Genomic DNA, 12480 nt, shown 5'->3' with positions numbered 1-12480 from the left:
GCGGGGGTCAGGAGGGACGGCGTCGGCGTCCCAGGGCCTCGGCCATTCCGTTCAAGGCCGGTTTGGGCCGGTAGGAGGGGTCGAAGGGCAGGGCGGCGTCATGGCCGGGGAACCATTCGGGGATCCAGGAATGGGCGTCGGTGACACCCCAGACGGTGACGCCCGAACAGCGCTCGACCTCCAGGCAGGCCTCCACGACACGACGGTACTCCTCGCCCTGCTCGGCCACGGCCGCCTCGGTGACGGGCTCGGGGATGCGCACGTCCAGCTCGCTGATCTCCACGTCCAACCCCAGGTCGGAGAAGCGGGCCATGTTCCGGGCCAGGTCGTCGGGGACCGTGCCGTGCACGAAGTGCCCTTGAAGGCCCACGCCGTGCAGGGGCACGCCCCGCTCCAGAAGGTCGGAGGCGAGCGCGTACAGGGCGTCGGCCTTGGGCCCCGGACCCTCGACGTTGAACTCGTTGATGTACAGCTCGGCCTCGGGATCCACCTCGTGGGCCATCGTCAGGGCCTGGGCGATGTAGTCCTCGCCCAGGGTGTCGAGCCACAGGTTTCCGCGCAGCTCGGGCCCGTCGTCCACGAAGGGTTCGTTGATCACGTCCCAGGAGGAGACCCGGCCCTGATAACGGCCCAGGAGCGCCTCCATGTGCTCGCGCATGATCGCGCGCAGCCCGTCGGCGTCGTAGGACCCCTCCGAGAGCCACGCGGGCTGCTGGTTGTGCCAGAGCAGGGTGTGGCCGCGCACGTCCAGACCGTTCTCCACCGCGAAGTCGACCACGGTGTCGGGGCCGCTCCAGTCGAAACGGCCCCGCTCGGGCTGGACGTGCTCCCACTTCATGGTGTTCTCCGCCGTCACGGAGGTGTAGTGATCGGCGACCAGGTCACGGTAGGCCGGGTCGTCCCGGAGCGGGTCCACCGCCACGGCGACGCCCAGCTCGATCCCCCGGGAGGCCGCCAGCGCGGGCAGCTCTCCCGGGTCGGGTCCTCCCTCCGCCCGGGGAAGCACCAGTGCCAGTACCGCGACGATGACGACGAGACTCACGCACACCCCTCCCACCACGAGCGGGGTGCTCCGCCTGACCGTCACCCGTTCCTCCCTAACGCCCCGGGGTGACCGGGAATCGGGACAGCCCCCGCACGGTCAGGGTGTCACGTCGAGTGGGCATCGCGGTGGGACGCAGCCCCGGGGCGCGTCGGCTCAGGACCCGCAGGGCCACGCGCCCCTCCAACCGGGCCAGTGGAGCGCCCAGACAGTAGTGGACCCCGCCGGAGAAGGAGAGGTGCTCGCCCGCGTTCACCCGGGTGATGTCGAACCGGTCGGGGTCGGTGAAGTGCCGAGGGTCGCGGTTGGCGGACCCGATGAGACACATCACCTGCTGCCCGGCGGCCACCGGCACGCCCTGGATCTCGGTGTCCCGGTGGGCCCACCGTCCGGTCAGCTGGACGGGGGAGTCATAGCGCAGGATCTCCTCCACGGTGTTGTCGACCAGATCCGGCTCCTCGACCAGACGCTCCCAGGTGTCACGGTGCCGCAGGAGCGCCATCGTCCCGTTACCGATGAGGTTGACCGTGGTCTCGAACCCGGCGACCAGCAGCAGTCGGAACATCGCGCTCAGCTCGGTGGCGGTCAGCCCGCCCTCGTCGGTGTGGGCGACCAGGGTGGAGAGCACGTCCGTTCCCGGGCGGGCACGGCGTTCGGCCACCAGCCGTTCGAGCAGGACGTCCAACTCGGCGGCGGCCTCCCGGATCTCCTGGAGGTGCCGCGCCGAACGGGCCCCGTCCAAGGAGGCCCCGATGACGGCGCCGATCCGGTCGAAGTCGGCCCGCTCGTGCTCGGGCACGCCCAGCAGCCCGCTGATGACGGCGATGGGCAGCGGCTGGGCGAAGTCCCGCATCAGGTCGAAACCGTCGCGCTCCAGGGCCCGGTCCAGCAACCCCTCGGCGACGTCCTCGATCAACGTCCGGTAGTCGGCCATCCGTCTGGGGGAGAAGGCGGGGCGGGCCAGGGAACGCAACCGACCGTGCTCGGGCGGGTCCCGCTGGAGGAAGGACAGGTCCAGAAGGTCGAACTGCCCGGGGACCTCGACGTCGGCCGGCGGTCGGACACCGAAGTCGCGCCCGCGCAGCACCTGATCGACGGCGGCCCGGGTGGCGGCCGCGTGGAAGGGCAGTCGGCTGGGGGTGAGGTCTCCACGAGAGCGCAGCCGTCTATAGGTCGGATAGGGGTTGGCGCGCCAGGGATGGTGCAGCAGACGGCTGGGATGGTCACCGCTCTGGGCGACCAGCCAGGACAGGCCGTGCGCGGCGCGGAGTCGGGTGTCGGTGCGAAGGGTGTCGAGGATCCCCATCGAAGGTGTGCTCCGTCCTCTCGATGTGCCCCGACCCTAGCCCCGCCGGGCCCGGCGGGGGTGCGCTTTCCCGGGAACGGCCGTAAGCGGCCAGGGGCGGGGCCTCCGGAACGCGGACGAGGGGCCGGGACGAGCGCCGGCCACCGCCGCGCGGTCGCGGCCGTCACCGGGCGGGGACACGGCCGGGATCACAGTGGGCGACGGTGGTTCGGAGGGGGGCGGTACGCCCTAGACTGGGGCCCCGTTCGGTAGGAAGACGCCGCAGAGCCGGAGGTTGAGGACGTTGGGGCCGCTAGAGAGCACCGATCCGGAGCGCATCGGCCGATACCGGCTGATCGGGCGCCTGGGCGCCGGTGGGATGGGTCAGGTGTTCTTCGGCCGTTCGGCCGGCGGCCGCGCGGTCGCGATCAAACGCATCCACCCGCACATGGCCGCGGACCGCTCCTTCCGTGAGCGCTTCGCCCGCGAGGTGACCGCCGCGCGTCAGGTCAGCGGCGCCTTCACCGCGCCCGTGATCGACGCGGGACCCGACGACGAGGTGCCCTGGCTGGTGACCTCCTACGTCCCCTCCCTGCCGTTGGACGAGGCCGTGCAGGCCCACGGCCCGCTGCCTGAGGCGACGGTGCGCGTGCTGGCCGCGGGTCTGGCCGAGGCGCTGGTGGAGATCCACCGGGTGGGGCTGATCCACCGTGACCTGAAGCCGGGCAACGTGCTGCTGGCCGAGGACGGCCCCCGCGTGATCGACTTCGGGATCGCCCGCGCCACCGACGGTACGGCGGCGACGCAGTCGGTGATCGGCACCCCCGGCTTCATGAGCCCCGAACAGGTCCAGGGCGAGGAGCTCACCCCCGCCAGTGACCTGTTCGCCTACGGCGCGGTGCTGGCCTTCGCCGCCTCGGGCGGCGGACCGTTCGGCGAGGGCAACATGCCCACGATGGTGATGCGGATCATCAGCCGTGAACCCGATCTGTCGGGGGTGCCCGAGTCGCTGCGCCATCTGGTGGCGGCCTGTCTGTCCAAGGACGCCCGGGGCCGTCCGGGGCCGGGGGAGATCCTGGACTACCTGGGCGACGTGCACGCCGGGTCCTCCTGGCTGCCTCCGGCCGTGATGATGGGCGTCCAGGAGCAGGTGGCCAAGGTCAACAAGGCCTTGGCGACGTCGGCCATGGACCCCGGCGCGACCGGTGGCCACCAGCGCACCGAGGTGCTGGGGGCGGGCGGCGCCGCGGCTCTGGGCGGGGCCGCCGGAGCCGTCGCGGGCGCCGCGGCGGCGGGGGCACTGGGCGACGATCAGTCGACCCGGATGATGCCGCAGAACGGGGAGAACCCGGCCACCGCCGGTCAGGGGTACCAACCGACTCAGCAATACCAACCGACTCAGCAGTACCAGCAGCAGGGCGATCAGGCCACGCAACGCTTCCCCGGCGCGGGAGGCCCCGCCTCGGCCGACCCCTACGGTGGTTCCACCCGACGGTTCGATCAGGCCGGGGGAGACGATCCCTACGCCGACCTGTACGGCGGTTCCCGCGGCACGCAGGACCCGCGCCGCGCGGAGGAGGAGCGCTACCGGCGGCAGATGGAGCAGCAGCGCCGTCAGGAGCAGGAACAGCGCCGGGCCCGGGAACAGCAGGAGGAACAGCGCCGTCGGCAGGAGGCCGAACGTGCGCACCGTGAACGGGTGCGCGCCGAGCAGGAGGCGGCGCGCAGGGCCCAGTCGGAGGCCCGACGGGCCGATCGGCCGAGCCTGTGGAGCTTCGTCAAGCTGCTGCCGCTGCTGATCATCCCGCTGATCCAGATCCCGCTGGGCTACGGCGCGGCCCTGGCCTGGTCGTGGTTCACCACCGAGACCGACGTGTGGACCGGCGCGGCGTACTACTTCGAACCGTGGAGCCTGGACTCCTTCGGGCACGCCACCATGCTCGGCTACTTCATCCTCAACAACCTGGTGGCGCTGGAGTACCTGGTGCGCTCGCTACGGACCTCGTTCGTGACGGGGGCGGTGCTGGCCCTGGGCACCATCGCGGCGACCAACGGACTGCTGTACAGCTTCGGTTTCTGGGGCTGAGACCTTCGGGAACGTCGGGGGCGGTGGGCCGATCGGCCCACCGCCCCCGTGGTGTCTCCGTGGTCTCCCTCAGGAGCGCGGGTGGTCGGGGTCCCGCTCCAGCAGGTGGACCAGGGTGCGCCGGGCCGAGTCCACGTGCTCCTCGGCGGCGCGGGCCAACTCCTCGCTGGGGCCGCGGCTCATCAACCGGAGAAGGTCGTGGTGTTCGGGGACCAGCCGGTCACGGTAGTCGACCTGATCACGCTCTATCCGGATGAGCTGGAAGAGACGGACCTGAGAGCGCACCCCGTGCCAGGCGTCGGTGAGTCGGCCGTTGGCGGCGGTCTCGTAGATCCGGTCGTGGAAGGCCATGTCCAACGCGAGCAGTGTGGAGCCGTCGGCGTCGCCCTCCAGGGCCCGGCCCATGGCCTGCACCAGGGATTCCAGATCGGCCAGCCGGGCGGCGTTCATGCGGGCCGCGGCGCTGATGGTGGCCAGGCGTTCCAGGGCCGCGCGCACCGTGTAGACCTCGTTGACGTCGCTCGGGCTGAGTTCGATGACGCGGGCGCCGCGATGCCACTCGCTGCGGACCAGCCCCTCGCGTTCGAGGATCGCCAGCCCTTCACGCACCGACCCGCGGCTCACGTCCAGGGACGCGGCGAGTTCGACCTCGCGCAGCGCGGAACCCGGGGCGGCCCGTCCGTCGAAGATGGATTCGCGGATGTGGTCGGCGGCCTCGTGGGCCAACCCTCGCCTGCGGACTCTGCGCATTCCGCTGTTCTTGCCGTCATCGTGTGCCACGACGCAAAAGTGTACGTCGTACACCGGTACGGGTGAGGCGTCTCCCGGGTCTCGGTACCACATGGATGTTCGAATGTTGACATTTCGACAACCGCTGAACGAGTATGGGGCATCGTGTGGTGTTCGGAGTCCGGGTCCCGTCCTGACCCGGACCCCGAACACCGCGCACCACCGTAGCGTGCCCGAGGTCTTGCGCACTCCGTGTTCTCCGCGCACGAGGGTCAGACCGTCGCCGTCCCCTCCACCCCGTCCAGGGCGTAGCGCTCGCGCAGGAGCGCACGGGCGTACCCGATCGCCTCGGACGTGTTCTCGAACACCCGGCCTCGTTCTTGGAGCCCGGCCACCACCTCCAGCGCGTTCAACGCGCGACGGTGCTCTTCCCGGATCCCCGACATCAGCACGACGATGCCCCGCCGCCCGAGCCTCTCGACCGCCTCGCCCAACACCCGGGCGCCGGTGGCGTCCACCGCGCTCACCCGCGACATGCGCAGGATCACCACCGCCACGTCGGAGCCCTCGGCGGGCTCCAACGGGAACCGGTGGGCGGCGGCGAAGAACAGGGGACCGTCGAGTCGATAGGCCACGACGCGCTCGTCCACCAGGTCCGGCTCCCGAGCCTCGTGCCCCTCGGGAAGGTCCTCGGTCAACTCGACCCGCTCCACACGCGCGTCACGCGAGACCGCCCGCAACGCCAGGACCGCGGTGACCGCCATCCCCGCCAACACCGCCATCACCAGATCCAGGGCCACGGTCGCCACCGCGGTCAACACCAGGACCGCCGCGTCACCACGGGTGAAACGCATCATCGAGCGCAGCGAGGAGATCTCCACCATGCGCACGGCCGTGGCCAGCAGCACCCCGCCCAGGGCGGCCAAGGGCACCAGCCCCACCAGGGGGGCGGCCACCAGGACCACCAGGGCCAGCACCAGGGCGTGGGTGATGGCGGCCAGCCGGCTTCGGGCCCCCGAGCGCACGTTCACCGCGGTCCGCGCGATCGCGGCGGTGGCGGGCACCCCGCCGAAGACCGGGGCGACCAGGTTGGCCACACCCTGACCGAACAGCTCACGGTCGGGGTCGTGGCGCTCGTCCGAACGCATCCCGTCGGCGACGGTGGCCGACAACAACGACTCCAACGCGGCCAGGGCGGCGACCGCGAACGCCGCCCCCATCAACGGCCCCAGGGCCGCCGGATCCAGGAAGGACGACGACGGGGCGGGCAGGCTCGCGGGCAACGCCCCGATGGTGGGGGCCGACAGCGGGGACAGTTGGATCAGGAGGGTGGCGGCGACCACCGCCACCAGGGAGAAGGGCACCGCCGGGTACATCCGGGCGCCGATCAGCATCACGGCGGCCACACCCAGGGCGATCAGCGGCGGGGTCCAATCCGGGGCCGCCGCGAAGTCGCGGACCAGGGAGACCGCGCCCACGAGCACGTCGTGCCCCTCCGGTTGAGGCAGACCCAACACGAACGGCGCCTGTTGCAGGGCGATGACGGCGGCGATGCCCAGGGTGAAGCCCTCGATCACCGGAGCGGGCACGTAGCGCATGTACCGGCCGCCCCGGGCCCAGGCCAGGACGATCAGGATCAGCCCCGCCATCACGCCGACCATGAGCACGCCGGAGGGGCCGTGCAGGGCGACGATGGGCACCAACACCACCGTCATCGCCCCGGTGGGCCCCGAGACCTGGAGGTTGGAGCCGCCGAACACCGCCGCCAGGAACCCGGCGACGATCGCGGTGACCAGCCCGGCCTGGGCGCCCAGACCGGAGGAGATACCGAAGCCCAGCGCCAACGGCAGCGCGACGATCGCCACGGTGACGCCGGCCAGGAGGTCGCGGCCGGGGGAGCGGCGCATCGCGGTCAGATCCGAGGCGCGCGGTAGCAGCGCGCGCACGCGCCCCCACGCTCCCCGGCCCGTTCGGGTGGAGGAGGTCGTCGTCATGTCAGTCCTCGCGCAGTTCGGAGAGGAGCTCCTCACGCCCGGTGCTCAGTTCGGTGAGGATGCGTCGGGCGGCGCGCAGCAGGTCGGCGACGTCGGCGCCGGCCAGTTCGTAGACGACGGTGGAGCCCTCCCGGCGTGAGGTGACGATGCCCGAACGGCGCAGGACGGACAGTTGCTGGGAGAGGTTGGAGGGTTCCACGTCCACGTCGGCCAGGAGGTCGCGGACGGCCTTGGGGCCGTCCTGGAGCAGCTCCAGGACACGGATGCGGACGGGGTGGCCGAGCATGCGGAAGAACTCCGCCTTGGCCTGGTACAGGGGTCGATGCACGGTGGACCTCGGTAGGACGCGACTGGTTCGGCCACCACCATATGTTGAATTGAAGAAATCTTCATGTCGGAATGACGTGAAGGCGATCCTCCACGCCCCCGGGCTCAACCGGTCAGGTCGGGGATGACCCGAGGCCCCACCCGGCACACGTAATCGCGAAAGAGCGCCACGGCCGGCGGCTCGTACCCGCCTCCAGAGCCCTCCCGATGCCACACCACGCCGACGGGACGCTCGGCCGGTCCTCCGACGATGGGCACCTCCACCGTGCCCTTCAGCGGCCCCCTGGGGCGCGCGGGCAGGATCGACACCCCCAACCCCGCCGCGACCAGACCGCGGGCGGTGGCGATGTCGTCGGCCTCGAAGGCCACCTTGGGGGTGAAGTCGACCTGGTCGTTGAGGCGATCGGTCAGATGCCGCACCCCGCGCCCCGGTTTGAGCAGGATGAACTCGTCCACCACCGAGGCCGGGGAGAGCGACCCCCGACGGGCCAGCGGGTGGTGTTCGGGAAGCACCAGACGCAGATGCTGGGTGTGCAGGACCTGCGAGGCCAACCCCCGGCCCGTGGGCAGGGGAGAGGTCAACGCCAGATCCGCGCCCCCGGCCGACAACCGCTGGAGGGACTCGGCCCAGGCCTCCTGGGTCAGGGTGAAGCGCACACCCGGATACAGCGAACGGAACCCGCCCAGAAGAGTCGGGACCACCTCCACCCCCAGCGTCGGCAGGAAGGTGAGGGCGACGCGCCCCTCCTCGGTCCCGGTGAGTTCGGCCACTCCCCGGCTCAGATCGTCCAGGGCCCGCTCCACGTGGGGCAGGAGCACGCGTCCGGCCCGGGTGAGCCGGATCCCGCGCCCGGTGCGCTCGACCAGGGCCATCCCCAACTCGTCCTGGAGTCGGGCCAAAGCCCTGCTCAACGTGGGTTGGGGCGTGTCCAGGGCGGCGGCCGCGTGCGTGACGTGCTCGGTGCGGGCGACCTCGGAGATCATCCGCAGGCGAGGCGCGAGCACCCGGGTCAGCGCCTCCACATCAGGACTATCCATACATTTCAGTATGCAACAACGTGAAACCATGCATTGGACGTATGAAAAGGCGCTTTCTAGCGTTGACACATGACCGTGACCAGCGTGCCCTCCGAGACCCACGACCCGCGCCCCCGCGCGGGGACCGCCGCCTACCGGCGCACGGTCATCGCACTGGTGGCCGCCGCGGTGGCCACCTTCGCCCAACTCTGGGCGGTCCAGCCGATCCTGCCCGCCATCGCCGAGGGCTTCGACACCTCCGCCGGGCAGGCCGCGCTCACCGTCTCCCTGGCCACCGGCGGACTGGCCGGGTTCACCCTGATCTGGAGCGGGATCGCCGACCGGGTCGGCCGCGCGCGCGTCATCGCGATCTCCCTCCTCCTGGCCACCCTGCTGGGCTTCGCGGCGCCCTTCTCCACCGAACTGTGGACGCTCCTGCTGCTGCGCACCCTTCAAGGGGCCGCCCTGGGAGGGGTCTCGGCCGCGGCCGTCGCCTACCTGGCCGAGGAGATCCACCCCGCCGACGCCCCCAAGGCCACCGGCCTCTACATCGCGGGCAACCCCCTGGGCGGTATGGGAGGGCGTCTCCTGGCCGGTTTCGCCGCCGACCTGGGCGGCTGGCAGTGGGGTGTGGCCGCCAACACCCTGCTGGGTCTGGTCTCCCTGGCCGTGTTCGTACTGGTCCTGCCCCGCTCGTCGAGGACCGCCCCCGCGCCTCGCGCCGCGGGCGACCCCGGGCCCCTGAGCCTGGGTCGGCGGCTGCGCGCGGCGGCCACCACCCGTGGGCTGCTGCCCATGTACGCCCAGGCGCTGCTGCTGATGGGCGCCTTCATGGCCGTGTACAACGTGCTCGGCTTCCGGTTGACGGACGAGCCCTTCGGTCTGTCCCAGGCGATGGCCTCGCTGTTGTTCCTGTCCTATACGGCCGGGATGGTGGGGTCGGCCGTGGCCGGATCGGCCACCCTGCGCTGGGGCCGCTACCGGGTGCTCACCCTGGCCACCCTGCTGCTGCTCGTGGGGATCGGCGGGCTGTTCACGACCTCGCTGCCGCTGCTGTTCCTGGCCCTGTTGCTGTTGACCTTCGCCTTCTTCTCCGCCCATGCCACCGCCTCGGCCTGGGTGGGTTTCCACGCCGTCACCGGGCGGGCCCAGGCGGCGGCGGTCTACACGCTCGCCTACTACCTGGGCGCCGGTCTCTTCGGCTGGCTGGGCGGGGTGGTCTACGACGCGGTGGGCTGGAACGGCACCGTGGTCCTGGCTTTGACGCTGACGGTCCTGGCCGGGCTCGTGGCCCTGCGCCTGCGTCGCCTGCCCACCCCGGCCCAGTCCTGAGCCCACGTTTCTCACGGAGAGTAGTTGCCCGCCCGTGGCGATCGGCCACTTTCCTCTACGGAGAGTGACGATTTGGGGGTCTCGTGGCTAGAGAGGGCGGACGGTGAGGCTCTGCTCGGCGCGACCCAGCTCTCCAAGGCGGTCGTGCAGCACCGAGGCGGTCAGCCCCAGGCCGGTCGGGCCGAAGGCCACCGAGGTGTCCAGCCCCACCCAGGGCCCCTCCGGGCGCCGGTACAGGTGCACCGTCAGGTCCACGTTGGGGAACATCCACTCGCGGGGCGACTCGCGGACCGCGATGCCGTTGGCGGTGTCCACCAGGGCGACGTAGGAGGCGACGGGGCCGACCTTCTCGCCCTGGACCAGCTCCAGTCCGGTCCCGATCCACGCCGTGCCGCGCCCGGGCACGGGCGTCCCGACCGGGCGCACGTCGATGGAGGAGATGTAGCCGCCGGGCCACAGCGAGGAGATGTCGGCGGTTTCGAGCCCCTCGGGATCGGGGAGGGGAGCGGCGGTGCTCCCGGCGACGGCCTCGGTGTCCCCGGAGATCAACAGCCAGGCCCTGGCCCGTACGACGGTGCGGTCCCCGATCCGGGCCCGGGCCTCGACCAGTTCGATGGTGCGTCCCGGCCGTAGGACCTCCACCTCGATCTCGCACTCCTCGCGGGGGAGGCGGCCCAGGATGTCGAAGCCGATCCGGGAGATCTGGAGGTCGCGTCGGTCGGCGTGGGCCTCGATGACGTGGGCGATCAGGCCGCCCAGGGGGCTGAAGTGCTGCTCGGCGTCGTTCCAGGCGCCTCCGGTGTGCTCGGTGGGGCGGTAGCGGCCCTCGCCGGCGCGGACGTAGTAGGCGTCGGGGACGGGGCTGGTCATGGTCTTCTCCCGGAGTGGCGGACGGGGTGAGGCGGGGTGCCTCGTGGTGAGGTTTTCACGTGGGGAAGGAGAGCGCTTCGGGGAGGGGTGATCGTTTCATGGTCGAGACCAGGGAGATTTTTTCCAGGAAGTAGTTTAAGATTCAACATATTGGTGTCGATACGCACGGCGAGGAAAGGACGAGGACATGGATGTGCGCCCCTCGGGGATCCACCACGTGACGGCGATCGCGAGCGATCCCCAGGCCAACGCCGACTTCTACCTCAACGCGCTGGGCATGCGCATGGTCAAGCGCACGGTGAACTTCGACGCCCCGCAGACCTACCACTTCTACTACGGCGACCGCGCGGGCAACCCCGGCACGATCATGACCTTCTTCCCCTGGCCCGACGCGCCCAAGGGCAAGATCGGCGCCGGTCAGGCGACCACCACGACCTTCTCCGTGCCCGAGGGCTCCCTGGGCTGGTGGGCCGACCACCTGGCGTCGCTGAACGTGCCGACCACGCGTCCGGCCGAACGTGGCCAGGAGGACGTGCTCGCCCTGCGCGACCCCGACGGCCTGCTCATCGAGCTGGCCGCCTCCGCCGACTTCCACGACACCGACCCCTGGGACGGGGGAGGGGTTCCGGCCGAGCACGCGATCCGCGGCATCCGCGCGGTCACCCTCACCGAACAGGACCTGGACGGCACCGCCGCGATGCTCGGCGACACGTTGGGCTTCCGTCTGGAGAGCGAGGGCGGCGGTCGGATGCGTTTCCGGACCGACGAGTCCGGCCAGGGCGTGGGCACGATCGTGGACGTCGTCGGCGACCCGGCGGCCGAACGCGGCGTGGTCGCGGCCGGCACGGTCCACCACGTGGCCTACCGGGCCCCCGACACCCCCGTGCAGGACGCCTGGCGCCGCAGCCTGGCCGAGGACGGGGTGGGGGTCACCGAGATCCGCGACCGCACCTACTTCACCTCGATCTACTTCCGTGAGCCCGGCGGCGTCCTGTTGGAGATCGCCACCGACGGCCCCGGGTTCGACTACGACGAGCCGCTGCTGGAGCTGGGGCGTTCGCTCAAGCTGCCGCCGTGGCTGGAGCCCGACCACGAGCGGATCGCCGCGAACCTGCCGAACGTGCGGGTGGGCGGATGAGCGCGGTGGAGGACTTCGTCCACGTCTTCGAACCGGCGACCCGTCCGGACGCGCCGACTCTGCTGCTGCTCCACGGCACGGGCGCCGACGAGTACGACCTGTTGCCCTTGGGGCGGGCGCTGGCGCCCGGCGCGGCCCTGCTCTCACCGCGCGGCAGGGTCGACGAGAACGGGATGAACCGTTGGTTCCGTCGGCTGCGTGAGGGCGTCTTCGACGTCGAGGACCTGATCGCGCGTACCGCCGAGCTGGCCGGGTTCGTCGAGGCCGCCGTCAGGGCCTATGACCTGGACCCGAAGCGGATCGTGGTGAGCGGTTTCTCCAACGGGGCCAACACGGGCGCGGGGCTGCTCCTGCTCCACCCGGGGCTGGTCGCGGGGGCGGTGCTGCTCGCGGCCGGGGCCCCGTTGCAGGGTCGTGAGCCCGACCCGGTCGATCTGTCGGGGACCCGGGTGTTCCTGGGCAATGGGACGGCCGATCCGATCACCACGGTGGACCAGGGGAGGCTGCTGGCCGAGCAGTTGCGGGGCAGAGGGGCCTCGGTGCGTCGGGAGGAGCATCCCGGGGGACACCAGGTGCCGGCCCCGGTGCTGGACCGGGCGAGGGAGTGGTTCGCGGGCTCGGACTTCTGAGCCCCTTCGAGACAGCGGTGGTGTCCCGTGC

11 protein-coding genes are annotated in these 12480 nt (G+C 71.5%); 4 read left to right on the top strand and 7 right to left on the bottom strand.

Annotation, left to right across the window (positions count from 1 at the left end):
• Positions 1 to 7: 7 nt before the first annotated feature.
• Together TR33_RS04690 and TR33_RS04685 are read right to left on the bottom strand one after the other, a co-directional pair.
• Positions 8 to 1087, bottom strand: a complete 1080-nt coding sequence (locus TR33_RS04690; RefSeq protein WP_042281675.1) for an endo-1,4-beta-xylanase — start codon at positions 1085 to 1087, stop codon at positions 8 to 10.
• Positions 1088 to 1097: 10 nt separating this feature from the next.
• The gene (locus TR33_RS04685; protein ID WP_042281673.1) at positions 1098 to 2348 is read right to left on the bottom strand and encodes a cytochrome P450; all 1251 of its coding nucleotides are present in this window, start codon (positions 2346 to 2348) and stop codon (positions 1098 to 1100) included.
• A 283-nt stretch (positions 2349 to 2631) separates the two neighbouring features.
• Between TR33_RS04685 and TR33_RS04680 the strand changes: the two genes are divergently transcribed.
• A complete protein-coding gene (locus TR33_RS04680; protein WP_042281671.1) occupies positions 2632 to 4413 on the top strand; it encodes a serine/threonine protein kinase in 1782 nt (593 codons plus the stop codon).
• A 69-nt stretch (positions 4414 to 4482) separates the two neighbouring features.
• Here the strand turns inward: TR33_RS04680 and TR33_RS04675 are convergent, their stop codons facing one another.
• The 4 genes from TR33_RS04675 to TR33_RS04660 form a co-directional block, all read right to left on the bottom strand.
• The gene (locus TR33_RS04675) at positions 4483 to 5193 is read right to left on the bottom strand and encodes a GntR family transcriptional regulator (RefSeq protein WP_234305752.1); all 711 of its coding nucleotides are present in this window, start codon (positions 5191 to 5193) and stop codon (positions 4483 to 4485) included.
• Between the two features lie 221 nt (positions 5194 to 5414).
• Positions 5415 to 7136, bottom strand: a complete 1722-nt coding sequence (locus TR33_RS04670; RefSeq protein ID WP_042281670.1) for a SulP family inorganic anion transporter — start codon at positions 7134 to 7136, stop codon at positions 5415 to 5417.
• Between the two features lies 1 nt (position 7137).
• Positions 7138 to 7464, bottom strand: coding sequence for an ArsR/SmtB family transcription factor (locus TR33_RS04665; RefSeq protein WP_014908436.1), 327 nt, complete (start codon positions 7462 to 7464; stop codon positions 7138 to 7140).
• Positions 7465 to 7568: 104 nt separating this feature from the next.
• Positions 7569 to 8501 carry a LysR family transcriptional regulator gene (locus tag TR33_RS04660; RefSeq protein WP_042281669.1) on the bottom strand — a complete coding sequence of 311 codons (933 nt, stop codon included), beginning with the start codon at positions 8499 to 8501 and terminating at the stop codon, positions 7569 to 7571.
• A gap of 69 nt (positions 8502 to 8570) precedes the next feature.
• On the opposite strand from TR33_RS04660, the gene TR33_RS04655 reads away from it, so the two are divergent.
• On the top strand, positions 8571 to 9812 hold the full coding sequence (locus TR33_RS04655) for an MFS transporter (RefSeq protein ID WP_042281668.1): 1242 nt from the start codon (positions 8571 to 8573) through the stop codon (positions 9810 to 9812).
• Positions 9813 to 9899: 87 nt separating this feature from the next.
• On the opposite strand, the gene TR33_RS04650 is transcribed toward TR33_RS04655, so the two are convergent.
• Positions 9900 to 10682 carry a thioesterase family protein gene (locus TR33_RS04650; RefSeq protein WP_042281666.1) on the bottom strand — a complete coding sequence of 261 codons (783 nt, stop codon included), beginning with the start codon at positions 10680 to 10682 and terminating at the stop codon, positions 9900 to 9902.
• Positions 10683 to 10869: 187 nt separating this feature from the next.
• Between TR33_RS04650 and TR33_RS04645 the strand changes: the two genes are divergently transcribed.
• Together TR33_RS04645 and TR33_RS04640 are read left to right on the top strand one after the other, a co-directional pair.
• Positions 10870 to 11820 (top strand): ring-cleaving dioxygenase, encoded by a 951-nt coding sequence (locus tag TR33_RS04645; protein ID WP_042281664.1) that lies wholly within the window; start codon positions 10870 to 10872, stop codon positions 11818 to 11820.
• Positions 11817 to 12449: an alpha/beta hydrolase gene (locus TR33_RS04640; RefSeq protein ID WP_017534795.1), complete on the top strand. Its 633-nt coding sequence runs from the start codon at positions 11817 to 11819 to the stop codon at positions 12447 to 12449. Before TR33_RS04645 ends, TR33_RS04640 begins: the two co-directional genes overlap by 4 nt.
• Positions 12450 to 12480 lie beyond the last annotated feature (31 nt).

It is taken from the genome of Nocardiopsis alba, assembly GCF_000710955.1.
Classification (GTDB): Bacteria; Actinomycetota; Actinomycetes; order Streptosporangiales; family Streptosporangiaceae; genus Nocardiopsis; species Nocardiopsis alba.
The sequence above is the reverse complement of the archived record's forward strand: the minus strand, read 5'-3'. Positions and strand labels throughout refer to the sequence as shown.

Coding starts and splice junctions, on each gene's coding strand:
- TR33_RS04650 (WP_042281666.1), bottom strand. CDS start 10,682: ATGACCAGCCCCGTCCCCGACGCCTACTACGTCCGCGCCGGCGAGGGC.
- TR33_RS04685 (WP_042281673.1), bottom strand. CDS start 2,348: ATGGGGATCCTCGACACCCTTCGCACCGACACCCGACTCCGCGCCGCG.
- TR33_RS04655 (WP_042281668.1), top strand. CDS start 8,571: ATGACCGTGACCAGCGTGCCCTCCGAGACCCACGACCCGCGCCCCCGC.
- TR33_RS04645 (WP_042281664.1), top strand. CDS start 10,870: ATGGATGTGCGCCCCTCGGGGATCCACCACGTGACGGCGATCGCGAGC.
- TR33_RS04670 (WP_042281670.1), bottom strand. CDS start 7,136: ATGACGACGACCTCCTCCACCCGAACGGGCCGGGGAGCGTGGGGGCGC.
- TR33_RS04640 (WP_017534795.1), top strand. CDS start 11,817: ATGAGCGCGGTGGAGGACTTCGTCCACGTCTTCGAACCGGCGACCCGT.
- TR33_RS04660 (WP_042281669.1), bottom strand. CDS start 8,501: ATGGATAGTCCTGATGTGGAGGCGCTGACCCGGGTGCTCGCGCCTCGC.